This is a genomic window from Arthrobacter sp. B3I9, from assembly GCF_030816935.1.
Classification (GTDB): Bacteria; Actinomycetota; Actinomycetes; order Actinomycetales; family Micrococcaceae; genus Arthrobacter.
In genome coordinates this window covers 290,423-315,055 of sequence record NZ_JAUSYO010000001.1, presented here as the reverse complement: position 1 = coordinate 315,055, position 24,633 = coordinate 290,423, and the positions used below count along the sequence as shown (strand labels likewise).

Below are 24,633 nucleotides of genomic sequence, written 5' to 3'. Positions count from 1 at the left end.
TCCCTATTCGTCAGGCCGCAGTGCGGCCTTCTCCATCAGACTGAGCAGCCAAGTACGTATCCGGGTTGTTCAGTACAACAATTGTGGGGGTGCGGCCCTTGGGCCAGGCGCGCTTCCCGGCGGGGACGTGGTCCACACCGCCGGCATTCCAGGGATGGCAGCGCAGAAGGCGCCGCGCGGCGAGCCAGCTTCCCTTGACCGCACCGTGGACCGTGATCGCCTCAAGGGCGTAGGCCGAACAGCTGGGAAAGAAGCGGCATACCTGGCCGTACAGGGGTGAGATGAGCCTGCGGTAGGCCAACAGGAGCAAGATCAGGATGTTGCGGGGCAAGTTCCACACCGCCCGGCCCAGCCACGTTACGGCGGATTCCAGGCGGGAAGTAGGAACAGGGACGACGGCGGCAGTCGAGTTATGCACGCGGTGTCCCTTCCTGTGTTGTCTCATCAGAAACTGAAGAAGCAGCCTGCGGAAGGCGGCTGCCCAGCCGTTTCATCGTTGTCTCCAGAGCGGCGTCATAGTCGCTACGCAGTTGGTCCCAGCTGGCACCGGCCGCGGCGGGCAGGGCCCTGACCACGATGGCGAACCCGCAACCGTATTTCTGCAACGACAAAGCGCCTGCTTCTCTCAGTCTCCTCTTAACGAGATTCCTGACAACAGCGTTCCCGACACTCTTGGAAACGATGAATCCGATCCGGCTCGGCTCGTCGGCAGCGAGGACTGCCGCATATAACACTACGTTCCGGCGTCCATTGCGGACACCGGAACGTACAGTGGTTGAAAAATCGGTTGATGTCCGTAGACGGTTTCTGGTGGCTAGCACCGCTGAACTCGCATAGGGAGGTGGACCGACGAGTCAGTTATTTAGGCCGACAGCTCGGTGCGACCCTTGCCACGACGGGCTGCCAGGATGGCGCGGCCGGCACGGGTACGCATACGAAGGCGGAAGCCGTGCTTCTTGGCTCGACGGCGGTTATTCGGCTGAAAAGTCCGCTTGCTCACGTTAGTTACTCCAGTGGATCAAAGGTGCGCCCACCCGATCAAGGGGAAGAACTGGCCGACGCTAAGTTTTGTATGTGCCGCTTCCCTCGACTCGCAAGACGCGGGGCGTCGGGGAGATAAAGACAGAGGGCGAAAAGCGTGCACAAAGGACTTCACAACGTTAGGGCTAAACCGGCACCGGAGTCAAACCGAGGGGCGCTTCCCAGCCTTTCCCCAACTGTGGCTAACTCGGGCCGCTGCCTGTGGATGAAGTAGGTCACGGTGCCCGGTTTCGAACTACAACCGTGTGATTATCCACAGGACACACCCCAGCTATCTTCTAGGTTTTTCATCCCCTAGAGTGTCTCAGTAGCCAATTATCCACGGACTGTGCATAACCCTGTGGATTTCAGCCGGCGCCAGCGCACTGGTTCGGGCCTCATGGCTGCAGGTAATGCCGACAAGCAAGTATGAGGAACTGATTGATGACAGTAGACGAAGCCAACCAAGCCAATACTGTCGGAAGTTCCTGGCGGCGGGTAGTGAGCCTTCTCGAGAACGACCACCGTGTGACACCGAGGCAGCGCGGCTTCGTCATCCTCGCCCAGGCGCAAGGACTCATCGGTTCGACCCTCCTGGTGGCCGTTCCCAATGAACTCACCCGTGAAGTTCTGCAGACCCAGGTCAAGGAAGCCCTCGACGACGCCCTCCGCAGCGTTTTCTCCGATGAGATCCGCTGCGCAATCGACGTCGACACTGATTTGGTGCCGCTGCACAGCGAACCGGAGCCCGCCGTCGAACTGTCCCTTGCGACTGATCCGGCCGTCGAGCTGAAGCCGCAGCCGATGCTGCCGAGCACTTCCCACGAATTCGGCCGGCTCAATCCCAAGTATGTCTTCGACACATTCGTCATCGGATCCTCCAACCGGTTTGCCCACGCCGCCGCCGTGGCCGTGGCTGAAGCTCCCGCCAAGGCGTACAACCCGCTGTTCATCTACGGCGACTCCGGGCTTGGCAAAACGCACCTGCTGCACGCGATCGGCCACTACGCCCGCAGGCTCTACAGCGGCATCCGGGTCCGGTACGTGAACTCCGAGGAATTCACCAACGACTTCATCAACTCCATCCGGGACGATGAGGGCACCAGTTTCAAGACCACCTACCGCAACGTCGACGTGCTGCTGATTGATGACATCCAGTTCCTGGCCGGCAAGGACCGCACGCTGGAGGAGTTCTTCCACACGTTCAACGCCCTGCACAACAACAACAAGCAGGTCGTGATCACCTCGGACCAGCCGCCGAAACTGCTTGCGGGCTTCGAAGACCGGATGAAGTCACGTTTCGAATGGGGCCTGCTGACCGACATCCAGCCGCCGGAACTGGAAACCCGCATCGCCATTCTCCGCAAGAAGGCCCTCAGCGAGGGGCTCTCCGCCCCGGACGACGCCCTGGAATACATCGCGTCCAAGATCTCCAGCAACATCCGCGAACTGGAGGGGGCGCTGATCCGCGTCACGGCGTTCGCCAGCCTGAACCGCCAGTCCGTAGATGTGGCCCTGGCCGAGATGGTGCTGAAGGACCTGATCACCGACGACGGAGCCCAGGAAATAACTTCAGGGCAGATCCTGACGCAGACGGCGGAGTACTTCAAGCTCAGCATGGAGGAACTCTGCAGCAAGTCGCGGACCAGGACCCTCGTGACCGCGCGGCAGATCGCCATGTACCTGTGCCGCGAGCTCACGGACATGTCCCTACCCAAGATCGGCCAGGAGCTTGGCGGCCGGGACCACACCACCGTCATCCACGCGGACCGGAAGATCCGCGAACTGATGGCCGAGCGGCGCGTGATCTACAACCAGGTGACCGAGCTGACCAACAGGATCAAGCAACAGCAGCGCAATTCCTGACGCGTCCCGCGCCGCACTCATACCTTATTAACAGGGGCCTGTGGACAAGCCTGTGGACAGTTAAGGGGACAACCGCGGTTGATGGGCTTAAAACCCTTAAGCCAGCTGTGGATCGTCCGAACGGCCAAAAATGTTATCCCCATCCACAGCCTGTTTAAAACGTGCTCCACCCACAGTCCATGAACAGGGCTGAACCGCGGAACCGTACCGGGAATCGGGGTTATCCACAGTATCCACAGCAGTTATTAACACTACTAATCCCAAAAAAATGAAATTCCCTCAAACAACAGTTTCTCCGCCCTCCCCGTCCAGCCCAGGTCCGTTCCGGCCCCGGCCCGGAAACCAAGCAGCGGGCCGCCGGCCGAACCACAGGGATGTAACCCGGGGATGGGAGAAACCGGTTCGTGGGGCTAAGCTGTCTGCAGTGCGTCCGTCCCGGACTTCTTTTGTGGTTCCCCTTTGGGCCACGGGGCCCGGTGGCCCGCATGCAACTTGTTGACGACGTTCGGCTTCGCCGCTGAACACGGCGGCAGCCCGGCGATTTAGCAATGACAGCAGTAATGAAAGGCGGCACCCTTCCGTGAAGTTCAGAGTCGAACGGGACGTCCTGGCAGAAGCCGTGACATGGACCGCCCGGTCGTTGTCTCCGCGGCCGCCTGTACCCGTACTTTCCGGCCTGCTCCTCAAAGCCGAAGCCGGCACCGTAAGCCTTTCGAGCTTCGACTACGAGACCTCCGCCAGGCTGGAAATCGGCGCTGACATTGCCACCGAAGGCACCATCCTCGTCTCGGGGCGGCTCCTCGCGGACATCTGCCGGAGCCTGCCCTCCGCACCCGTGGACGTGGAGACGGACGGCAACAAAGTCACCCTCACCTGCCGCCGGAGCAGCTTCCACCTTGCGACGATGCCCGAGGCCGAGTACCCGCCGCTACCGGCTTTGCCTGCGCTCAGCGGCACGGTCCCCGGTGATTCCTTCGCCCAGGCCGTTTCCCAGGTGATCATTGCAGCCAGCAAGGACGACACCCTGCCCATCCTCACCGGCGTGCGCATGGAGATCGAGGACGATCTCATCACCCTGCTCGCCACGGACCGCTACCGGCTTGCCATGCGCGAGGTTCCCTGGAAGCCGGTCACCCCAGGAATCTCCACGAGCGCCCTGGTCAAGGCCAAAACCCTCAACGAAGTGGCCAAGACCCTTGGCGGCAGCGGCGAGATCAACCTCGCCCTCGCCGACGATGACAGCAGGCTCATCGGTTTCGAAAGCGGCGGACGCACCACAACCTCGCTCCTCGTCGACGGCGACTACCCCAAGATCCGTTCCCTCTTCCCGGAGTCCACTCCGATCCACGCGACCGTGCAGACCCAGGAACTCGTCGAAGCGGTCCGGCGCGTCTCGCTGGTGGCAGAACGCAACACCCCGGTCCGCCTAGCATTCACCCAGGGCCAGCTGCACCTGGACGCGGGCACCGGCGAGGACGCCCAGGCCTCCGAAGAGCTGGAGGCGCAGCTCAGCGGGGACGACATCACGGTGGCCTTCAACCCGCACTACCTGGTCGAGGGCCTGAGCGTGATCGAAACCAAGTACGTCCGGTTCTCCTTCACGTCGGCGCCCAAGCCCGCAATGATTACCGCCCAGCACGACGCCGACGGCGAGGATCAGGGCGATTACCGCTACCTCGTCATGCCGGTCCGGCTGCCCAACTAACTCGCAGCACATGTCGTTTTGACCCCTCATAACGACCCCAATTGCGAGCCAGTTGGGTGACAACGGGCCACTCGAAGCAGACAGCGAAGAAAAGAGTTCATACCTTGCACATCGGACTGATCGGCCTTGGCAAGATGGGTTTCAACATGCGCGACCGGCTGCGCGCAGGCGGAATCGACGTCACGGGCTTTGACCGGAACCCGGACGTGGCCGACGTCGCCAGCGTGGATGAGCTCATTGCCGCGGTTCCCGCGCCGCGCCTGATCTGGGTGATGGTCCCGTCCGGTGAAATCACGGATGCCGTCATCACCGAGCTCGGTACCAAGCTCGACGCCGGCGATCTGGTAATCGATGGCGGGAACTCCCGGTTCACCGAGGACCAGAAACACGCCGCGGCCCTGGCCGAAAAAGGCATCCACTTTGCGGATTGCGGCGTTTCCGGCGGCGTCTGGGGCCTCCAGAACGGCTACGGGCTGATGGCCGGCGGCGATCCGGCCGACATCGAACGCGCCCTGCCGGTCTTCGACGCGCTGCGCCCCGAAGGTGACCGGGCCGACAGCTTCGTCCACGTGGGCGGCGTCGGGGCGGGCCATTACGCCAAAATGGTCCACAACGGCATCGAATACGGTCTGATGCAGGCTTATGCCGAGGGTTACGAACTCCTGGCGGCCAAGGACATCGTCACGGACCTTCCGGGAACGTTCCGGGCCTGGCAAAAGGGCACCGTTGTCCGCTCCTGGCTGCTGGACCTCATGGTCAAAGCCTTGGAAGAGGATCCCGGGCTGGTGTCCATCGACGACTACGTGGAGGATTCCGGCGAAGGACGGTGGACCGTGGAAGAAGCGATCGCCAACGCCGTTCCCGCCCCGGCCATCACGGCGGCGCTGTTTGCCCGCTTCTCCTCCCGCGAAGACAATTCCCCCGCAATGAAGATGGTTTCCGCTTTGCGTCACCAGTTCGGCGGGCATGCCACACGCCCGGCGAAATAGTCCTGCCCTGAAATCCTGAACCCGGCGTGTACCTCGAACAACTCTCGCTCACTGATTTCCGCAGTTACGCCCAGGTGGACCTTAGCCTGACGCCGGGTGTGACCGTTCTGGTCGGATCCAACGGCATCGGCAAGACCAACCTGATGGAGGCCATCGGTTACCTCGCCACGCTCAGTTCCCACCGGGTCAGTTCCGACGCCCCGCTGCTGCGCTTCGAGACGGAGCGGGCCCTGATCCGGGCCAGGCTGGTCCGCGGCGAGCAGTCGACCGTTCTGGAACTGGAAATCAATGCGGGCCGTGCCAACCGTGCGCGGATCAACCGCAGCAACCCGGTCCGCGCCCGTGACGTCCTGGGCATCTGCCAGACGGTGCTCTTCGCGCCGGAAGACCTAGCCTTGGTCAAGGGCGATCCGTCCAGCCGCCGGCGTTTCCTCGACGAGCTGCTGGTCAGCCTCGTGCCCCGCCATGCCGCAACTCGAAGCGACTACGACCGGGTGCTTAAGCAGCGCAACGCCCTGCTCAAATCCGGCCGGGCCGGCAAATTCACGAGCGGCCACGAGGCCACCCTCGATGTGTGGGACCAGCACATGGCACGGGCGGGGGCCGAGTTGCTGCACGCGAGGCTGGAACTGGTGGAACGGCTCCGGCCGCACCTCAAAAGCGCCTACGCGCAACTCACCGACGGGTCCAAGGAAGCCGGTGCCATCTACCGTTCAACGCTGCAAGGCATTGTTGACGACGACGGCGCCGGGCCGGCGGCCGCCGGCGGTGCCGTGGGCGTTGCGGTGGAGGATCTGCGCCAGTTGTCCGTAGCGGAACTCACCGACCGTTACGTCCAGGCGTTCGCGGCCTCGCGCCGCAGGGAGTTGGACCGCGGGATTTCGCTCGTGGGGCCGCACCGTGATGAGCTTGAACTGGTCCTCGGACAGGCCCCCGCAAAGGGATACGCCTCCCATGGCGAAACCTGGTCGATGTGTCTGTCCCTGCGTCTGGCGTCCTACTACGTGATGCTCGACGACGCCCGCACCGGAGGGTCCGCTCCCATCCTGATTTTGGACGACGTGTTTGCCGAGTTGGACGTCCAGCGACGGCGTAAACTGGCGGCAATAGTATCCGGCGCCGAGCAGGTGCTGGTGACGGCCGCCGTCGAGGACGACATTCCCGCGGAGCTGGCCGGACGGCGGGTGAAAGTCATCCCGGGAGGAATCGATGAGCCGGAAGATCGATGAATAAGGATATCGACGGCGGCCTGCAACCGGGCCGCGATCCTGACGACATCGACGCTGCCCAGTCCGCGCTCAACAGGATGCGCGAGGCCGCCGCTGCCCGCGGTGAAATCCGCCGGAAAGCTCCGCCGCGCAGTGGTGCCACGGCGGCCAAGTCCGACCGCAGCGCCGGAGGAACCCGGGGGTTCGGGCAATTCCACGGCACCGGCAGGGACCCCCTCGGCCTGGGCAAGGTGGTCGGCCGCCTTGTTGCCGAACGCGGCTGGTCCTCCCCGGTGGCCGTCGGGTCGGTGATGGCGGAATGGGCGAACCTCGTGGGCCCGGAGATTTCGGCGCACTGCACTCCTGAGAGTTTCGATGACACCACCTTGCACGTCCGTTGTGATTCCACCGCGTGGGCCACGCAGCTGCGGTTGTTGAGCTTCAGTCTGCTCGAGAAGTTCCGGACCGAGCTGGGGGACGGCGTGGTGACGAAGATCCAGGTGCTCGGGCCGGCGGCGCCCAGCTGGCGGAAGGGCGGACGGACGGTCAACGGGCGTGGGCCGCGGGACACCTACGGGTAGGCCGAGCCGTCAATCGAGCTCCGGTTTTGCCTCACTCCCTGCATAAGCCGTAGAAAAATCTACAGACGGCATGCAGGGCGCTTCAAGGCCCGGGGGCCGTATAGGCACCCCATGCTCGGACGCCGGGACGCTTGCAGACGGAGTCTGCGGCCTCCCAGCGGTATTTTCGTCCCCGGCAGGCGCCCCAGAATGCGGGTTTGGGCTACTGGGCACGGTAGAATCATGGTAGATAATTGGGCGCCGGTGAAACGTTGACTGAGTCCGTTTCCGACGCAATGTCTGCGTGCGGCAGGCGGCTCCTCGGCTCAGCGGGTTCAACGGTGTGATCAGAGACGTGCCTGTCGGCAGACGCCATCCTTCCGGATGGGTGACGGCCGGCCTCCATCGAACATAGAGGAGTCGAAAGCGCCTGTGGCTAGCGACAATACAGAAATTGCCGAAGTGGAAGAAGTAGTGGCGGAAGCTGCGGATATCCCGGCCGAAGCTGATACGCGCCACGGCTACGGTGCCAGCGACATCACGGTGCTTGAGGGCTTGGAGGCGGTCCGGAAGCGGCCGGGCATGTATATCGGATCCACCGGGCCGCGCGGCCTGCACCACCTGGTCTATGAGGTGGTGGATAACTCGGTCGATGAGGCCCTGGCCGGCTACTGCACGCACATCGAAATCGTTCTGCAGGCCGACGGCGGCGTGAAGGTGGTCGATAACGGGCGAGGCATTCCGGTGGACATGCATCCCACCGAGCACAAGCCCACTGTCGAGGTGGTGATGACCATCCTGCACGCCGGCGGCAAGTTCGGTGGCGGCGGCTACGCGGTATCGGGCGGCCTGCACGGCGTCGGCATCTCCGTGGTGAATGCTCTCTCCAGCCGGGTCGACACGGAGGTCCGCCGCCAGGGCCACGTCTGGCGGATGTCCTTCGCCGACGGCGGCAAGCCGCAGGGCGGTCTCGTCAAGGGCGAGGAAACCGACGAGACCGGTACCACCCAGACGTTTTACCCGGATGCCAGCATCTTCGAAACCACGGAATTCGATTTCGAGACCCTGCGCGCACGCTTCCAGCAGATGGCCTTCCTCAACAAGGGCCTGCGCATCACGCTGACCGACGAACGCCAGGCCGCGGAGTCCGACTCCGCGGACGAGGACCTTGACCTCGACGTCATTCCGACGGAAGGCGAAGTCCCTGCAGAGTTCCACACCGTCGTCTACCAGTACGACGAGGGCCTGCTGGACTACGTGAAGCACCTGAACTCCGGCAAGAAAGTCGATGTGGTCCACGAGGACGTGATCGCCTTCGAAACCGAGGACACGGACCGCCACATCGCCCTGGAAATGGCCATGCAGTGGACCACGGCGTATTCCGAGAGCGTGCATACCTACGCCAACACCATCAACACGCACGAAGGCGGCACCCACGAAGAGGGATTCCGTGCCGCGATGACGTCCTTGATCAACCGCTACGCGCGCGAGAAGAGCATCATCAAGGAAAAGGACGACAACCTCACCGGCGATGACATCCGCGAAGGCCTCACGGCCGTGATTTCCGTGAAGCTTGCCGAGCCGCAGTTCGAAGGCCAGACCAAGACGAAGCTCGGGAACTCCGAGGTTAAGGGCTTCGTCCAGCGCGTTGTCACCGACGGGCTCGGTGACTGGCTGGAACGCAACCCCGGCCCCGCCCGTGACGTCATCCGCAAGGCCATTTCGGCTGCTCAGGCCCGCATGGCTGCCCGTAAGGCCCGCGACAACGCACGCCGCAAGAGTCCGCTGGAATCGTTCGGTATGCCCGGAAAGCTCTCCGACTGCTCCTCCAAGGATCCGGGCAAGTGCGAGGTTTACATCGTGGAGGGCGACTCCGCGGGCGGTTCCGCCAAGCGTGGCCGCAATCCGGAGACCCAGGCCATCCTGCCGCTGCGCGGAAAGATCCTGAACGTTGAGCGCGCCCGGCTGGATAAGGCCCTCGGCAACGCCGAGGTCCAGTCCATGATCACGGCGTTCGGCACCGGCATCGGTGAGGACTTCGACCTTGCGAAGCTGCGCTACCACAAGATCGTCCTGATGGCCGATGCCGACGTCGACGGCCAGCACATCACCACCCTGCTCATGACATTGCTGTTCCGCTACATGCGGCCGCTGATCGAAAACGGCTACGTCTACCTGGCACAGCCGCCGCTGTACCGGATCAAGTGGTCCAACGCCCCGCACGACTACGTCTACAGCGACCGGGAACGCGACGCCAAGCTGGTCTCCGGCCAAGCCGCCGGTCGCCGCATCCCGAAGGACAACGGGATCCAGCGCTACAAGGGCCTCGGCGAGATGGACTACACCGAACTCTGGGACACCACCATGGACCCCGATCACCGGACCCTCCTGCAGGTCACGATGGACGACGCCCTGGCAGCGGACCAGATCTTCTCCACGCTGATGGGCGAGGACGTTGAATCGCGCCGGAATTTCATCCAGCAGAACGCCAAGGACGTCCGGTTCCTCGATATCTAGCGGCGAAACGGCCCTTATATTCCTGGACTGATATATACCTGAAACGGAAAACATAGACCATGAGCGATGAAACACCAGAGGTTCCCACCGGTCCGGCCGGTACCGAGCCCGTCCTCGAAGGCGTTGTCCTGGACACCGACGTGCTGACTGACCGGGTCGAGCAGGTGGACCTGCAGACGGAAATGCAGCGGTCCTACCTCGACTACGCCATGGCAGTGATCGTCGGCCGCGCCCTTCCTGACGTCCGCGACGGCCTCAAGCCAGTGCACCGGCGCGTGCTCTACGCGATGTTCGACGGCGGCTACCGCCCCGACCGCTCGTTCAACAAGTGCGCCCGCGTGGTCGGCGAAGTCATGGGCCAGTACCACCCGCACGGTGACACCGCCATCTACGATGCGCTGGTCCGGCTCATTCAGGACTGGACCATGCGCTACCCGTTGGCGCTCGGGCAGGGCAACTTCGGTTCACCCGGCAACGACGGCGCCGCCGCTCCGCGGTACACCGAAACCAAGATGGCTCCGCTCGCCATGGAGATGGTCCGCGACATCGACGAGGAAACCGTCGACTTCCAGGATAACTACGACGGCAAGAACCAGGAACCGACTATTCTCCCGGCGCGGTTCCCGAACCTGCTGGTCAACGGATCCTCCGGCATCGCCGTCGGCATGGCCACCAACATTCCGCCGCACAACCTCCGGGAAGTTGCTGACGGGGTCCAGTGGTACCTCGCCAACCCGACCGCCAGCCGCGAGGAGCTGCTCGAGGAGCTGATCCGGCGGATCAAGGGTCCGGACTTCCCGACCGGTGCCACGATCCTGGGCCACAAGGGCATCGAGGACGCCTACCGCACGGGCCGCGGCTCGATCACCATGCGCGCCGTAGTCAACGTCGAGGAGCTCCAGGGCCGCACCTGCCTCGTCGTCACCGAACTGCCCTACCAGGCCAACCCGGACAACCTGGCCATCAAGATCGCCGAGCTCGTCAAGGACGGCAAGATCTCCGGCATCGCCGACCTGCGGGACGAGACGTCCGGCCGTACCGGCCAGCGCCTCGTGATCGTACTCAAGCGCGACGCCGTCGCGAAGGTGGTGCTGAACAACCTCTACAAGCACACCCAGCTGCAGGACAACTTCGCCGCGAACATGCTGGCGATCGTTGACGGGGTGCCCCGCACCCTGAGCCTGGACGCGTTCATCCGCCACTGGGTCACTCACCAGATGGACGTCATCGCGCGCCGGACGCGTTACCGACTCCGGAAGGCCGAGGAGGAAGCGCACATCCTGCGTGCCCTGCTCAAGGCGCTGGACGCCCTGGACGAGGTCATCGCCTTGATCCGGGCCTCCAACACCACCGAAGCGGCCCGCGACGGGCTGATGGAGCTGCTCGACATCGACGAGCTCCAGGCCCGCGCCATCCTGGACATGCAGCTGCGCCGGCTCGCAGCCCTGGAACGCCAAAAGATCCAGGACCGCCACGCAGAGTTGGAAGCCCTGATCGCCGAATACAACGCGATCCTGGCCTCCGAGGAACGGCAGCGGGAGATCATCAGCACCGAACTGGGCGAAATCGTCGCCAAGCACGGGGACGACCGGCGTACCAAGGTGCTGCTGGGCTTCGATGGTGACATGTCGATGGAAGACCTGATCCCCGAAGAGGAGATGGTTGTCACCATCACCCGGGGCGGCTACGTCAAGCGCACCCGCAGCGACAACTACCGCTCGCAGCAGCGCGGTGGCAAGGGGATCAAGGGAGCGCAGCTGCGCGGCGACGACGTTGTCGAGCACTTCTTCGTCACCACCACCCACCACTGGCTCCTGTTCTTCACCAACCTGGGTCGCGTTTACCGGGCCAAGGCCTATGAGCTTGCCGAAGCCGGCCGCGATGCCAAGGGCCAGCACGTGGCCAACCTGCTTGCATTCCAGCCGGACGAGCACATCGCCCAGGTGCTGGACCTGCGGGACTACCAGCAGGCGCCGTACCTGGTGCTTGCCACCAAGCGCGGCCTCGTCAAGAAGACGCGGCTCGAGGACTACGACACGAACCGCTCCGCCGGTGTGATCGCCATCAACCTGCGCGACGGCGACGAGCTCGTTTCCGCCCAGCTGGTATCCGAAAGCGATGACCTCATGCTGGTGTCCCGGATGGGGCAGTCGATCCGCTTCACCGCAACGGATGAGGCCCTGCGCCCGATGGGCCGGGGCAACGTCCGGCGTAACCGGCATGAAGTTCCGGGAGGAAGACGAACTGCTCGCGGCCGACGTGGTCCAGGACGGCTCGTTCGTCTTTATCGTCACCGAGGGCGGCTACGCCAAGCGCACCGCGGTGGAGGAATACCGGCTCCAGGGACGCGGCGGTCTCGGCATCAAGGTCGGAAAGTACCAGGAGGAGCGCGGACATCTGGTCGGTGCCTTGATCGTCCATGAGGAGGATGAGGTTCTGGTCGTCATGGAAGGCGGCAAGGTCGTCCGGTCCTCCGTCTCCGGTGTTCCCGCCAAGGGACGCGACACGATGGGCGTCATTTTTGCCAAGCCGGACAAGAACGACCGCATTATCGAGGTCGCTCGCAACAGCGAACGTGGCCTGGAAACCGATGAGGAAAGCCTGGCATCCGAGCAGGATGACGTAACGTTGGCTGAAGATACGGGATCACACCAAGGGTCCGTAGAGGCAGAATCAGTACCGGCCCCGGAGTCAGATGAGTCATCAGGCGATGCCGAGCTGGACGAAGACAACACCGGAGGTAACGAGTGAGTAATCCCGACTCATATTCCACGCCCAACAGCAACGGAACGCGGCAGCCCGCATCCGCCCCTCGCGTGAGCGCGCCGTCCCGCCCGCAGCAGCGTCCCGGTGCTTCCGCCGGCACTGTGGATGCGGCACAACGTCCCCAGGGACCCGGACAGGGGGTGGCTGGGCAGCGTCCGGGCCAGAACCCGCCCGGGCTGGTCAAACCCGCTCCCAGGGCCAAGGTGCGCCGCGCCAGGCTGCTGGTCAGCAAGGTTGACCCCTGGTCCGTCCTGAAGATGGCTTTTCTGCTCTCGGTGGCCCTCGGCATCGTAACCGTTGTGGCGGCGATCGTGCTGTGGACGGTCCTGGACCTGACTGGCATTTTCGACCAGGTCGATAGCCTCCTCGGCACCCTGGCCGGCTCCGAGGGCGGCGGCTTCGAACTGAAGAAGGTGGCCTCGCTGGGCCAGGTGGCCTCCTTCGCGGTCATCATCGCCGTGATCAACGTCGTCTTGCTGACAGCACTTTCCATGCTCTCAGCCGTGCTGTACAACATCTCTGCCACCTTGGTGGGCGGCATCGGTGTGACTCTCACGGACGACTGAAACCCGCAAGTTTCCCGGGGATTCTGCCGGGAAATGCCTCGATTTGAGATCGGGCCGGGATGTGCTGTAAAGTCATATCTCGGCCCGATGAGGCATCGGGGCGTATAGCTCAGGCGGTTAGAGCGCTTCGCTGATAACGAAGAGGTCCCAGGTTCAAGTCCTGGTACGCCCACGGAACCTGTACAGGTTTCCGTAGGGGTTTGGTGATGGTCCGGGTTTCGCCGGGACCGGAACGGGGTGCGTGTGAAGAAGTTGCTCGTTGTTGCAGCTACGGTCGCAGGCGTCCTGCTCTACAGGAAAGTGCAGGATTCGGAAGCCCGGAAAACAGTCTGGAGCAAATCGACCGACACGGTTGATTAGTCCGGATGCCCGGTCCGGAAGAGGGAAAGCTGCTCTCCGGAACTAGGGTATGATTGACGGGTTGCTTCTTATGGGGGCATGGCGCAATTGGTAGCGCACCTGCTTTGCAAGCAGGGGGTTCGGGGTTCGAGTCCCCGTGCCTCCACCATAAGGAAGGCCCTGGATCGCGAAAGCGGTCCGGGGCCTTTTGCGTTGTCCGGGGTTCCTCAAGTGGTCCCGCCGTCTTACTGCTTGGGTTTGGCGTAGTCGCCCATGCCCTGCCAGTCGATGAAGACGTACGGTTCGTCTCCGACCACCCAGGCGTCGTGGCCCGGCGGGATGACGCCGAAGTCGCCAGGGCCAAATTCCATCTCCTCGCCGTCGTCCATGACGACCTTGATGCGCCCGGAGACGGTGTAGCCGACGTGGGCGGCCATGCAGCTGTCCGTCTGGACGATGGGCTTGACGTGCTGGGACCACTTCCATCCCGGCAGGAACGTCGCACGTCCTACCGGGCCGGCGTCGGTATGGACGAGTTCAACCTGCCCCAACCCGTCCTTGACGGGGCGGGTCTCCTCCGGTTGATCAAAGCTTTTCCGGATCATTGACGCCATCGTGGTCTCCTTTGTGGATGGGGTGAGACCGATTTAAGCGTGGCACCGGCGCCCACCACCGTCAAGGACGCTGACCGGCCGCCGTTGGTACCACGGCCGCCGCATTAGGGTTGGACTGTGAACTTCTTCCTTGCCGCCCTGGGTGTACTGGGCGTGGCCTCGTCCGGGCCCCTCATCGCCGCCACCCTGGGCGCCACGAGCGTCAGTGCACTTGCAATAGCTTTCTGGCGGAATGCCATTGCAGCGGGCGTCATGGCGGGACCCGTGCTGGTCCGGCAGCCGCGGCAATTCTCACAGGTCACAGGCCGCGACTTCCGCTGGTCCCTCGCCGCCGCCGCCGCTCTTGCCCTGCACTTCGCGTGCTTCATCACTTCGTTGCAACTGACCTCGGTGGCCGCGGCCACCGCCCTAGTCTGCCTGCAGTCCGGCTGGATCGCCGTTTTCCAGCTGTTCAGGGGTGTGCGGCACCGCTGGCAGGTCCTCGTGGGCCTGGGGCTCGCCTTCGGCGGCGTCGTGGCCATCACCGGGTTCGACATGGGCACCTCGCCGGATGCCCTCCTGGGCGATCTCCTAGCCGTTGCGGGCGGCGCCCTTGCCGGGATCTACACCCTTGCCGGCGGCAAGGCCCGCCAGACAATGGGGACCGGTGTGTACACGACGCTGTGCTACGGCATGTGTGCCGCTTTCATCGCCGTGATGGCGCTCGTGTCCGGGCAGCCGCTAGCCGGATTCGATGCCACCGGTTGGCTTGGGATCCTGGCCATCACTGTTTGCGCCCAGCTGATCGGCCACACAGCCTTCAACCACCTGCTTGCCACGATGAGCCCGCTGTTGGTGTCCATGATCATCCTGCTGGAGATTCCGGGGGCCGCCTTGCTGGCCGCGGCCTTCCTTGCCGAGAAGCTGCCCGCCGGCACGTACGCCGGCCTCGGCATGATCCTCGTCGGGCTGGCCGTCGTCGTCCTGGGCCAGCGCAGTTCACGGGCCGCGCGGCGCAACACCGAACGCCTAGTGGAACTTGGTACGGATTAAGCTGCTCGGAGCCCGGTGCTACTGGCCCCCGCGGCGCGCCGGCTGTGCCGTATTGACCGTGTGGATGGCGCGCAGCAGCTTCGCCGGGAAGTACACCGAGAAGAACACCACCATTGGCGCCTTGAGCGCCATTTTCTTGACGTTGTGGGCCTTGTACGTTCGGTCGAAGCGCGTCACGTAGTAGCGGTAGTCCCGGGGTGAATCCTCGAGCCTCCGCGCGGACATTCCAGAGACCATCTGGGGCCAGTACTGGATCCTGAGTTCATGATCGGCAAGGTGCAGGGAGAGATCGATGTCCTCATGCATCTCGTCCTTTTCATCCCGGCAGGTCTCGCCGCGGATTACTTCCCAGGCGGACCGGCGGAGAGCCATGTTTGAGCCGAAGAGGAAGTGGTACTGCTGCTTGGCGAGCTTGAGCATCAGCTGGCGCATCTTGTCGTCCGCCTTGAGGCCAAAGCGCCGCATCGGCATGTCGTAATACACCACCGGCCCCGTGGCCGCATGGACGGACTCATCGGCAAAGGCCTTCTGGACCTGCTCCACCCAGTCCGGCTCGAGCACGGAATCAGCATCGATCCGGCCCAGAATGTCGCCCGTGGCATGGTCAAGGCCGAAGTTCCGGGTGGGGATCAGTCCCTGGTCGCGGTCCTGGCTCAACAGGATGATGGGACTCTCCGGGTACTCCAACTGCATCTGGCGCACGATGTCGGCTGTGCGGTCCTTGGACATGTTGTCCACCACGATGATCTCGTGGGCCGGCACTGACTGGTACACCGCCGCGATCAGGCACTGCCGGATGACGCTTTCCTCGTTGTAGGCGGGGATGACGATGGAGATGGCCGGTGGCGGCACGGCATCGTGTAAAGCATCCTCGGAGGATCTATCGGGTGACATCCCCTCAAATCTAGCATCCATACCCGGTTTCCCTCCCGTGTGCGGGGGTCCTCCAAGGCCTCAATCAGCCCCGGGCAACCCTGCTCGCCCCCGCTGCACCCGAGATGACAAAGGAAAGGGAGGGACGCCGCCGGTGGCGGAGTCCCTCCCTTACGGCTACCGAATGGCGGCCGCTACTTCTGGCTACTTGCCCGAGTCCTTGCCCCCACCATTGTTCATGCTGGCTGCGGCAATATTCTGGACAGCAGTCTTGGCGTCCGTGGCGACTTCGCCGGGGGCGTCTTTGCTGTCCTCGGCCGCGTCCACGGCGGAGTGCTTGGCCGTCGTCGAAGAAGCGCCCGGGGCAGCCGCCGTCGGATCCCCGATGGAGGCGTCCGCCGGCACTTCCCCCGCGGCGGCAGCTGCCGTGTCCGCGGCGTCCTGGGTCTCGTTGACCGCGGCGGCAGGAACGGGGGCAGGAGTGACCGGCGCCGGGGTCTTCCATGGATCTTCGACCGGCTGCGAGGCCTTCCACGCGGCGACCCCCGCGGCGACGGCAGCGGCAATGACACCGAAGATAAGGAGACCACGGTGCTTGGGCTTCTGCTGGTCGGCAAGCTCGTTGCTCACGGCCTTGCTGGCCTGCGTCGCAGCGTCCCTGAACGGAATTCCTGCAGCGTTCGCCTGTTCCTGGACGGCATGGATGATTCCCACGTCCCCGAGTTTCTGGGCGACGGCGTCCACCCGGGCCGGGGCGCCTTCGAGGGTCCGGTGGACGGCCTCGGAAGCGTATCCGATCTGGTCAGACAGCCTCGGCAGGTATTCCACGACCACCCGGTCGCGGGCGCTGGCGATGACCGGCGTCGCCTTGTCCAGCGCCTCGTGGAGCCGCGGCGTGGCGCCCTCGACGGCGTCGTGGATCCTCGGCGCGAGCTGCGCCAGGCCATCCTGGAGGCGGGGCGTCACGGTCGCAACGCCGTCGGCCAGGTTGTGCGCTGCCGACTTAAGCCCCTCCTGGATCCTGGGAGAAGCAGTATCCAGGCCCTGCTGCAGGCGGGGAACAGCCCAGCTGACCGCTGCCTCAACCCGCGGGACGGCCCAGTCCTTGGCGTTTTCTACCCCGGTGCTGACGGAATGCTCCAGCTCACGGGCAATACGATCCGCTTTGTTCACAACTACCTCCCGATTAATGTGACGGTTCTGGAGTTAGCCTACGTGGCCCGGCCCTCACCGGCCATTCTTCGGCCCGATTTCCACCGGATTTCACCCAGCGCGGAACTGCCGGACCGGCCCTGTGTGTATCGGCCCGCCGTGGAAGAATAGCCCCATGACTGCCATCGCAACTGCAAAAGCAACCATCCACACAAGCCTCGGCGACATCGTCGTAAACCTCTTCGGCAACCATGCCCCCAAGACGGTGGACAACTTCGTCGGGCTGGCCACCGGTGAGAAAGCCTGGACCCACCCCGAGACCGGTGAGGACAAGACGGGTACGCCGCTGTACAACGGCACCATCTTCCACCGCATCATCAAAGACTTCATGATCCAGGCCGGTGACCCCTTGGGCCGCGGTGTCGGCGGCCCCGGCTACAAGTTCGACGACGAGATCCACCCGGAACTGACCTTCAACGAGCCTTACAAGCTGGCCATGGCCAACGCCGGTATCCAGATGGGCAAGGGCACCAACGGTTCGCAGTTCTTCATCACCACCATCCCCACAGGCTGGCTCCAGGGCAAGCACAGCATCTTCGGTGAGGTGGCGGACGAGGAATCCAAGAAGGTTGTTGACGCCATCGAGGGTGTCCGCACCGGCATGGGCGACCGCCCCGTCGAGGACGTCACCATCAACAGCATTGACGTCGAAAAGCTCTAAGCCCAGGCCATGAGCTACGGAATTCCGGCGGCCGAGCCGTCCGCGCAGATTCCGGTGTGCCCCCGGCACCCGGACCGGCCCGCCTACGTGCGGTGCCAGCGTTGCGGGCGCCCAGCGTGCCCCGACTGCCAGCGGGCGGCCGCCGTCGGATTCCAATGTGTTGACTGCGTCAACGAAACAAGGCGTACGACGCCGGCCAGCAAGACTGTTTACGGCGGCGCCATAGCAACGGGGCGTCCGATGGCCACGTTCCTCATTATCGCGCTGTGCGCCCTGGTCTATGTACTGCAATGGGTGGTCCCCGACGACGGGATCTACCAGAATCTGGCTTTTGCCACTGTTTATGCCAGCCCGGACTTCGGAGTGTTCGAGCCGTGGCGGATGCTGACTTCCGCCTTCCTCCATTCCCAGGGCTTCATCCTTCACATCGCTCTGAACATGTACATGCTGTGGATGTTCGGGCAGGCTCTTGAACCTCTTTTGGGCCGCATCCGTTTCCTTGCGGTCTACCTGCTTTCCGCTTTCGGCGGTTCCGTGGGCTATCTCCTGCTGACTCCGGGCTACGTTCCCGGCCAGCAGGTGACCGGGGTTGTTGGCGCTTCCGGCGCCATTTTCGGGCTTTTCGGAGCCATGCTCGTCGTCCAGCGCCACCGCGGCGGCGATACCCGGCAGCTGTGGGTATTAATTGCCGTCAATGGCGTCATCGGATTCCTGGTGCCTCAAATTGCCTGGCAGGCCCACCTCGGCGGCCTGGTGACCGGCGCACTTTGTGCCGCAGCCATTGCCTATGCCCCCCGGGGTCCGCGGCGAGGCCTCCTGCAGGCGGCCGGCCTGGTGCTGGTTCTGGCGCTCCTGGTTGGACTCAGCGCCCTACGGGTCGCCAGCGCCTGATATTTCGGCGGTCTTTGCGCCGCCTCCCCGCGCTCGGGCTGGCCCCGGCCCTCCGCACTTTGTGCTGGCCCGGCCCTCTTCGAGTGGTTCTTGCGCCGCCCCTCGCTGGCTGGTGTGCCGACACCGCCTCCCCCCGATGAATGTCCCTCCTATACCGGAGTTGGGCGCGTCCTGAGCTCCTGCGCCTCACAGGAAGCACCCGTACGCGGGCGGTCCGGAGGATGGACGTCCGGAACCCTCCGCGGCTTATCCACAGGTGTTATCCACACTGTGAGTAACTTACAAGCCTGTAGTTCACGGCCGCTTCCCTCGATCTGACCGCTCCAGGCGGCGATCTTTCCCCTCCGGGCCGCGACGGTGTCCACACCTGTGGATAACTCCTGTGGGTTGGCCTGTGGCTAAGTGGACAACTCGCGGTCCCAGCGCCGTGATCCGGCAGTGGGACAGTAGCGCCGGGGCGAATGGAGGACGAAACGAGGCTGCGTCCGCGGCAAAACGGCGCTCCGCCGTGGATTTCAACAAGGTTATGCACAGCGAAGCTCCCGGCGCGCTTCGACCTTTCCCGCCCCAACGGACCCTCTCGCCCGCCCACAACGCCTTCCAACCGTTGCAAACCACAACTTATCCCCACCTGTGGATAATTTGTGGGTAGTCGACTGTTGTTAAGTGGATAACTCAGGAAAGCGAGGTGCGGCGCGGAGTTTTCCCGGCTTCGCTCCATGCAGCCCGGCAAGTCGCGATGCCGGCGGGCGGAATGAAACTGCGGCAAGGGTTATCCACAGTGAATCCACACTGTTAATAACTCGTCGTGCGGTGTTTCCTGGGCCTCGAGCATGGCGAAGGGCCTAAAACCCGGGCCAGTCCGGGCTTTTCGGCCACTCTTCCTGCCGGAGGCCAATATCAACACTGTGGATAACTGGATCCGGCCTGTGCACAACTTCAGCTAGGCCAGACGCCCGAGCTTCCCCGCCGGTGGCTGTCGACTAAGTGCGTGTCCACCATCCCGATCGCTTCCATTAGGGCGAACATGGTTGTCGGTCCCACAAACGCGAACCCCTTCTTCCGCAGGGCCTTGGATAACGCAATGGACTCCGCGGACGTGGTGGGGATCTGCTCGTGTGTGGTCGGAGAAGGCGTCGATGCGGGCTGGAACTGCCACACGAAGTCCACAAGCCCGCCGTCGTCCCGGAGCGCGATGGTTGCCCTGGCATTGGTGATGGCCGCCTGGATCTTGAGCCGATTCCGCACTATTCCAGCGTCCTGCATCAGGCGTTCCACATCCGCCGGACCGAAGGTGGCGACGGCATCGGGATCAAAATCCTTGAACGCTGCCCGGAAGGCGGGGCGCTTACGGAGGATGGTGGCCCACGACAGCCCCGCCTGGAAGCCCTCCAGGCTGATCCGCTCGTAGAGTCCCTGCTCATCGCGGACCGGCAGCCCCCACTCCGTGTCATAGTATTCGCGCAGCATCGGATCCACTGCCGCCCACGGCGGACGCGCAAGGCCGTCGTCACCAAAAACCAAACTTGTGCTGCCGGGGGTCATACAAGTCCTTCCTGAGGGTGGTGCCGCTTCCAGCATTATCTGTCATCCGGTTGCCGGCCGCCCCGTGCCAGCTTTCATTCGTCAGCGAAGGCAGATATGGCAAAGGGCCGGCACACTCAGCGTGTGCCGGCCCCTAAGGCGGTTGTCGTGTGCCCTCTACGGCTCAGGAGCGCCAGCGGGTGGTCATCAGAAAGCCCGCAATTGCGATGCCGAAGCCCGCCACAATGTTCCAGGACCCCCACGCGCCAACCGGGAAGGCCGCTTCACTGATGTAAAAGGTGATGATCCACAGCAACCCGATGATCATCAGGCCAAACATCACCGGCTTGAACCAGACGGCGTTGGGCTTGTGCTGGTCCACGGCCGAAGCCTGCTGCGGCTCGCGGGTGGTTCTCTTTCGCGGCTTCGACTCGGGCACGGGTCCTCCTTGGCGGGCTGGACCAAGAGCGAAACCGCGGCTTGATATCCTGCAAGAAGGAATATGCCAGCGGTGGGTGCGCTCTCGGTCGGGTTTGAACTCTTAGTCGGAGCCAATTCTAGCCGGAGTTCAAGCCGAGCCCGCGTCCGCCGCGTCCGTCCAGGAGGGAAGCCAGGGTGCCGCAGCTGGAGGAAAAAGCCGCAGTCATCCCCACCCGGACATCCGGGGCATGGGCTGCCGGCGCCGTCAGGCTTCTGGGAGAGCTGTTCCTCACCGCCGGGGTCATCCTTGTTCTCTTCATCGCTTGGCAGCTGTGGTGGACCAATCTGGAGTCCGCGGTGACGCAACGGGCGGCCGTCAAAGACTTTGCCAGCCAGATGAAGTCAGCCGAAGTTCACGTCGCAACCCAGGGGGACGGCCGGGATCAGGTTAGCCCTGCTGCCCCGTCCTTGGAGGCGGAAGGGGGCTACGGCCCCGTCCCCAGCTTTCCTGAACCCGCCGACGGGACGACGATCGGCCTTCTCTATGTCCCCAGGTTCGGTCCGGACTACAGCCGGCCAATCGTCCAGGGCACGGGCCCGGCGGTCCTGGACTCTTTGGGAATCGGGCACTATGCAGGCACGGCGATGCCAGGGGGAGTTGGAAACTTCGCGGTTGCAGGCCACCGCCAGACTCATGGCGCCGTTCTGGACAACATAGACGCACTGGTTTCCGGGGACAGGATCTATGTCCAGACCGTGAACGGGTTCTACGTCTACGTGTTCCGCAACAGCCAGGTCGTCCTGCCCGACCGTACAGACGTGTTGCTGCCTGTGCCCCTCCAGCCGGCGGCAACCCCAACGGAAAGCTACCTCACCATGACCACCTGTAACCCGCGTTTCGGCTCACAGGAACGATTCGTGGCCTATGCGCTCCTGGAGCAATGGCGTCCGGTTTCAGCAGGGGCGCCGGCCGAAATAGCAGCACAGGTGCAGCGCGCCATGAGGGAGGAGTGAGGTTTGTACGCTTGGATTTTCCGTCGCCTTCCCGGGCCCTTGTGGCTCCGGATTGCCACTGCGCTGGTGCTAGCCACCGGCGGGCTGGTATTGATGGTTCAGTTCCTTTTTCCCTGGATGGCACAATTCACCCAGTTCACTGATTCAACGATTGGTTCGGCAAGTCACCCATGAGCACAACCAAGATCCTCGTCGTCGACAACTATGACAGCTTTGTCTACACCCTGGTGGGATACCTCCAGGAGCTCGGTGCGGAGACCACAGTCGTCCGCAATGATGACGTCACCCTCGCGGAGGCCATCGAGATGGCCGAGGCGCGAGACGGTGTCCTGGTCTCGCCGGGTCCGGGAACCCCTGCGGAGGCCGGCGTGTGCATTGAACTGATCAAGTGGTGCGGCGGACACGGGAAGCCGATGATGGGCGTATGCCTCGGGCACCAGGCATTGGCCGAAGCCTACGGCGGAACGGTGACGCACGCGCCGGAACTGATGCACGGCAAGACCTCACTCGTGGAACACCACGGTTCCAGCGTGTTTACCGGGCTCCCGTCCCCGTTCACCGCAACCCGCTACCATTCCCTGGCTGCCGTCCGGGAAAGCATCCCGGAGGTTCTGGAGATCACAGCGGAGACCGGCACGGGAATTGTCATGGGGCTGCAGCACCGCGACGCGCCGCTATGCGGTGTCCAGTTCCATCCGGAGTCGGTGCTCACCGAAGGCGGCTACCAGATGCTGGGCAACTGGCTGGAGTCACTGGGCATGGCAGGTGCCGCCCAGCGGGCAGCATCGCTGAGCCCGCTCATCAAACACTAACGGCCGCACGGACCGCCCGTCCGGGCCGCGCCGACCCTGCCGGGCGGCCTTGGGACGGGTTCCCTCGGCGTTATCCGGTGCCTACTTCGACCCCTTCGAGGAGGTCGGCGTTGGCGTTGGCGTCGGCGTCGGAGTCGGAGACGGCGGGGGCGGGGGCGGTGGGGCCTTGGCGACGGTCACGGCGATGACCTTGCCCTGTTCGACCAACGCCTCCGCAGCATCGCCTTGGGATGTGACCTTCCCCGGTTGGACCTGCGAGTTCTCGGTTTCTGTCACGCTGAGGGTCAACCCGAGCGCCTTTACGGCGGCGTCAGCCTCGGCCAGCGGCAGCCCGATGAGCTGGGGTACAGCGACCTTGCCGTTGGAAACCACCAGTTCGACGGTGCTTCCTACCGCGACCGGCTGACCGGGAGCCGGCTTGGTGGTGATGACGATGCCGGCGGGCACCGTGGAGCTGTTGTTCATGATGGTCGCCGGCGCACCGACCAATCCCTTTTGCCGCAGGACGTCGCGTGCGGCCGCCTCCGTCCGGCCAGGCAGGTCGGCGGGGATCGCGACGGCGCTCGGACCGTCGGAGACGTTGAGGATGATCTCCGCGTTGGGCTCCAGGGAAGTGCCCGAAGCGGGCGTAGTACTGATAGCGGTGCCCTTGGCAACCGTGTCGTGCTGGACCCGGCTGATCCGCGGCTTAAGGCCCGCGTCATAGAGCTTCTGGAGCGCCTCGGATTCCGTCAGTGATGCCACAGAGGGCACGTTGACCTTCACTACCGGAGGCGGTGCCTGGTTCATGATGTTGTAGAGCCAGAGTCCGCCGCCCGAGAGCACCAGCAGTGTCAGGACCACCAAGGTGGCGATCCAGGCGCGACGTCGGGACTTCTGCTGGGTGGTGTGCTCGCGTTCGAGGGGCAGCACCAGTGGAAGGCTGCCGGTATCGGGAGAACCGAACGTATCGGCGGCCTGGGCCGTCAGGGCGTTCTGCTCAATACCTTGGCTGGGGCGCAGCCTGCCGCCCGGGACGTCATCGAGGAACTTGGCGCCGGTCATCAGGAAAGCCGCCGTTGGCTGGTTCTCGGGTGTGGGCACTGTGTCGTTCGGATCCGTGGGGGCTTCGCTCGCCGGCAGCGGCGCCACTCCCACACCGTTGCGGGCCGCGCGCAGGGCACGGCGGAACGCGGCTGCATCCTGGAAACGGTCTGCCCGGTTCTTCTGGAGCGCCTTCATGAGCACGCTGTCCAGGGCATCGGAAATTTCCGGATTCAGGCTGCTGGCCAGTTCCGGGATCTCGCGGACATGCTGGTAGGCCACGGAAACGGGGCTGTCCCCGACGAACGGCGGCCGTCCGGTCAGCATCTCGTAGAGCAGGCAGCCTGCCGAGTAGAGGTCGCTTCGGGCGTCCACGGTCTCGCCGCGCGCCTGCTCCGGCGACAGGTATTGGGCCGTGCCCACCACTGCCTGGGTCTGGGTCATTGTTGCGGACGAGTCGGCCATCGCCCGGGCGATGCCGAAGTCCATGACTTTGACGCTGTTGGTGTCGGGGCAGAACATCACATTCGCGGGTTTGATGTCCCGGTGCACGATGCCGGCCTTGTGGCTGTATTCGAGGGCCGACAGGACGCCCAGGGAAAAGTCGATCGCCTGGTCGATGCTGACCTCTCCGGCCCGGACCATGTCCCGGATGGTTTTTCCGGACACGAATTCCATGACGATATACGGCACGCGCACGCTGTCGTTATGGTCGCCGGGCACCGCATGGTCCCCGGTGTCGTACACCGCGACGATCGAAGGGTGGTTCAGGGCGGCCACCGCCTGGGCCTCGCGCTTGAACCGCGCCTGGAACTGGGGATCCCTTGCAAGGTCCGGGCGCAGCAGTTTGACGGCGACGGTGCGGCCCAGTCTCGTGTCCGTGCCCCGGAAGACGTCAGCCATGCCGCCGCGTCCGATCAGCTCACCCAGCTCGTAGCGTCCGCTGAGGACGCGCTGGGTGTTCAGGGGGCCGCTGTCCTCCCTGTGCGACGGCGTGCGGGGTGAAGTAGACAATGGGGGC

22 protein-coding genes, 2 tRNA genes and 1 pseudogene are annotated in these 24,633 nt (G+C 64.1%); 16 read left to right on the top strand and 9 right to left on the bottom strand.

Annotation, left to right across the window (positions count from 1 at the left end):
• Window positions 1-10 precede the first annotated feature (10 nt).
• The 3 genes from yidD to rpmH are packed head-to-tail and all read right to left on the bottom strand — an operon-like array spanning window position 11 to window position 1,000.
• Window positions 11-418: a membrane protein insertion efficiency factor YidD gene (gene yidD / locus QFZ65_RS01630; RefSeq protein WP_306907744.1), complete on the bottom strand. Its 408-nt coding sequence runs from the start codon at window positions 416-418 to the stop codon at window positions 11-13.
• The gene (rnpA, locus tag QFZ65_RS01625) at window positions 411-821 is read right to left on the bottom strand and encodes a ribonuclease P protein component (RefSeq protein ID WP_306907743.1); all 411 of its coding nucleotides are present in this window, start codon (window positions 819-821) and stop codon (window positions 411-413) included. The genes yidD and rnpA overlap by 8 nt, the downstream gene beginning before the upstream one ends.
• A gap of 41 nt (window positions 822-862) precedes the next feature.
• The gene (rpmH, locus tag QFZ65_RS01620; RefSeq protein WP_003800212.1) at window positions 863-1,000 is read right to left on the bottom strand and encodes a 50S ribosomal protein L34; all 138 of its coding nucleotides are present in this window, start codon (window positions 998-1,000) and stop codon (window positions 863-865) included.
• Between the two features lie 464 nt (window positions 1,001-1,464).
• Here rpmH and dnaA point away from each other — a divergent pair, with 464 nt between their 5' ends.
• The 11 genes and pseudogenes from dnaA (at window position 1,465) to QFZ65_RS01550 (ending at window position 13,705) form a co-directional block, all read left to right on the top strand.
• Window positions 1,465-2,886: a chromosomal replication initiator protein DnaA gene (gene dnaA, locus QFZ65_RS01615; RefSeq protein ID WP_306907742.1), complete on the top strand. Its 1,422-nt coding sequence runs from the start codon at window positions 1,465-1,467 to the stop codon at window positions 2,884-2,886.
• 580 nt (window positions 2,887-3,466) lie between these two features.
• Window positions 3,467-4,591 (top strand): DNA polymerase III subunit beta, encoded by a 1,125-nt coding sequence (gene dnaN, locus QFZ65_RS01610; protein WP_306907741.1) that lies wholly within the window; start codon window positions 3,467-3,469, stop codon window positions 4,589-4,591.
• Between the two features lie 56 nt (window positions 4,592-4,647).
• Window positions 4,648-5,580, top strand: coding sequence for a phosphogluconate dehydrogenase (NAD(+)-dependent, decarboxylating) (gene gnd / locus QFZ65_RS01605; RefSeq protein WP_306912471.1), 933 nt, complete (start codon window positions 4,648-4,650; stop codon window positions 5,578-5,580).
• A gap of 26 nt (window positions 5,581-5,606) precedes the next feature.
• Entirely contained in the window at window positions 5,607-6,809 is a 1,203-nt protein-coding gene (gene recF, locus QFZ65_RS01600; RefSeq protein WP_306907740.1) for a DNA replication/repair protein RecF, read from the top strand.
• The gene (locus tag QFZ65_RS01595; protein ID WP_306907738.1) at window positions 6,806-7,369 is read left to right on the top strand and encodes a DUF721 domain-containing protein; all 564 of its coding nucleotides are present in this window, start codon (window positions 6,806-6,808) and stop codon (window positions 7,367-7,369) included. Before recF ends, QFZ65_RS01595 begins: the two co-directional genes overlap by 4 nt.
• Window positions 7,370-7,780: 411 nt before the next feature.
• The gene (gene gyrB / locus QFZ65_RS01590) at window positions 7,781-9,865 is read left to right on the top strand and encodes a DNA topoisomerase (ATP-hydrolyzing) subunit B (RefSeq protein WP_373427551.1); all 2,085 of its coding nucleotides are present in this window, start codon (window positions 7,781-7,783) and stop codon (window positions 9,863-9,865) included.
• Between the two features lie 59 nt (window positions 9,866-9,924).
• A pseudogene (gene gyrA, locus QFZ65_RS01585) lies at window positions 9,925-12,620 on the top strand (DNA gyrase subunit A).
• Window positions 12,613-13,197: a DUF3566 domain-containing protein gene (locus QFZ65_RS01565; RefSeq protein ID WP_306907736.1), complete on the top strand. Its 585-nt coding sequence runs from the start codon at window positions 12,613-12,615 to the stop codon at window positions 13,195-13,197. The pseudogene gyrA and the gene QFZ65_RS01565 overlap by 8 nt, the downstream one beginning before the upstream one ends.
• Window positions 13,198-13,295: 98 nt before the next feature.
• Window positions 13,296-13,369 (top strand) — tRNA-Ile (locus QFZ65_RS01560).
• Between the two features lie 65 nt (window positions 13,370-13,434).
• On the top strand, window positions 13,435-13,557 hold the full coding sequence (locus QFZ65_RS01555) for a DLW-39 family protein (protein WP_306907734.1): 123 nt from the start codon (window positions 13,435-13,437) through the stop codon (window positions 13,555-13,557).
• A gap of 72 nt (window positions 13,558-13,629) precedes the next feature.
• Window positions 13,630-13,705, top strand: a tRNA-Ala gene (locus tag QFZ65_RS01550).
• Window positions 13,706-13,781: 76 nt separating this feature from the next.
• Here the strand turns inward: QFZ65_RS01550 and QFZ65_RS01545 are convergent.
• The gene (locus QFZ65_RS01545; protein WP_306907732.1) at window positions 13,782-14,150 is read right to left on the bottom strand and encodes a cupin domain-containing protein; all 369 of its coding nucleotides are present in this window, start codon (window positions 14,148-14,150) and stop codon (window positions 13,782-13,784) included.
• 117 nt (window positions 14,151-14,267) lie between these two features.
• Between QFZ65_RS01545 and QFZ65_RS01540 the strand changes: the two genes are divergently transcribed.
• A complete protein-coding gene (locus QFZ65_RS01540) occupies window positions 14,268-15,182 on the top strand; it encodes a DMT family transporter (protein ID WP_306907729.1) in 915 nt (304 codons plus the stop codon).
• An 18-nt stretch (window positions 15,183-15,200) separates the two neighbouring features.
• Here QFZ65_RS01540 and QFZ65_RS01535 read toward each other — a convergent pair whose 3' ends face one another.
• Window positions 15,201-16,076: a glycosyltransferase family 2 protein gene (locus QFZ65_RS01535; protein ID WP_306907727.1), complete on the bottom strand. Its 876-nt coding sequence runs from the start codon at window positions 16,074-16,076 to the stop codon at window positions 15,201-15,203.
• 183 nt (window positions 16,077-16,259) lie between these two features.
• A complete protein-coding gene (locus tag QFZ65_RS01530; protein ID WP_306907725.1) occupies window positions 16,260-17,228 on the bottom strand; it encodes a hypothetical protein in 969 nt (322 codons plus the stop codon).
• Window positions 17,229-17,382: 154 nt separating this feature from the next.
• Between QFZ65_RS01530 and QFZ65_RS01525 the strand changes: the two genes are divergently transcribed.
• Complete coding sequence (locus QFZ65_RS01525; protein WP_306907724.1) at window positions 17,383-17,928, top strand: peptidylprolyl isomerase; 546 nt, start codon at window positions 17,383-17,385, stop codon at window positions 17,926-17,928.
• 9 nt (window positions 17,929-17,937) lie between these two features.
• On the top strand, window positions 17,938-18,819 hold the full coding sequence (locus tag QFZ65_RS01520; RefSeq protein WP_306907721.1) for a rhomboid family intramembrane serine protease: 882 nt from the start codon (window positions 17,938-17,940) through the stop codon (window positions 18,817-18,819).
• Between the two features lie 939 nt (window positions 18,820-19,758).
• Here QFZ65_RS01520 and QFZ65_RS01515 read toward each other — a convergent pair.
• Together QFZ65_RS01515 and QFZ65_RS01510 are read right to left on the bottom strand one after the other, a co-directional pair.
• A complete protein-coding gene (locus QFZ65_RS01515; protein ID WP_306907719.1) occupies window positions 19,759-20,364 on the bottom strand; it encodes a DNA-3-methyladenine glycosylase I in 606 nt (201 codons plus the stop codon).
• A gap of 163 nt (window positions 20,365-20,527) precedes the next feature.
• Window positions 20,528-20,782, bottom strand: a complete 255-nt coding sequence (locus tag QFZ65_RS01510; RefSeq protein WP_306907716.1) for a cell division protein CrgA — start codon at window positions 20,780-20,782, stop codon at window positions 20,528-20,530.
• Window positions 20,783-20,988: 206 nt separating this feature from the next.
• Here QFZ65_RS01510 and QFZ65_RS01505 point away from each other — a divergent pair, with 206 nt between their 5' ends.
• The gene (locus tag QFZ65_RS01505) at window positions 20,989-21,777 is read left to right on the top strand and encodes a class E sortase (protein ID WP_373427623.1); all 789 of its coding nucleotides are present in this window, start codon (window positions 20,989-20,991) and stop codon (window positions 21,775-21,777) included.
• A gap of 170 nt (window positions 21,778-21,947) precedes the next feature.
• The gene (locus QFZ65_RS01500; protein ID WP_306907714.1) at window positions 21,948-22,589 is read left to right on the top strand and encodes an aminodeoxychorismate/anthranilate synthase component II; all 642 of its coding nucleotides are present in this window, start codon (window positions 21,948-21,950) and stop codon (window positions 22,587-22,589) included.
• An 81-nt stretch (window positions 22,590-22,670) separates the two neighbouring features.
• On the opposite strand, the gene pknB is transcribed toward QFZ65_RS01500, so the two are convergent.
• Entirely contained in the window at window positions 22,671-24,626 is a 1,956-nt protein-coding gene (pknB, locus tag QFZ65_RS01495; protein ID WP_306907712.1) for a Stk1 family PASTA domain-containing Ser/Thr kinase, read from the bottom strand.
• Window positions 24,627-24,633 lie beyond the last annotated feature (7 nt).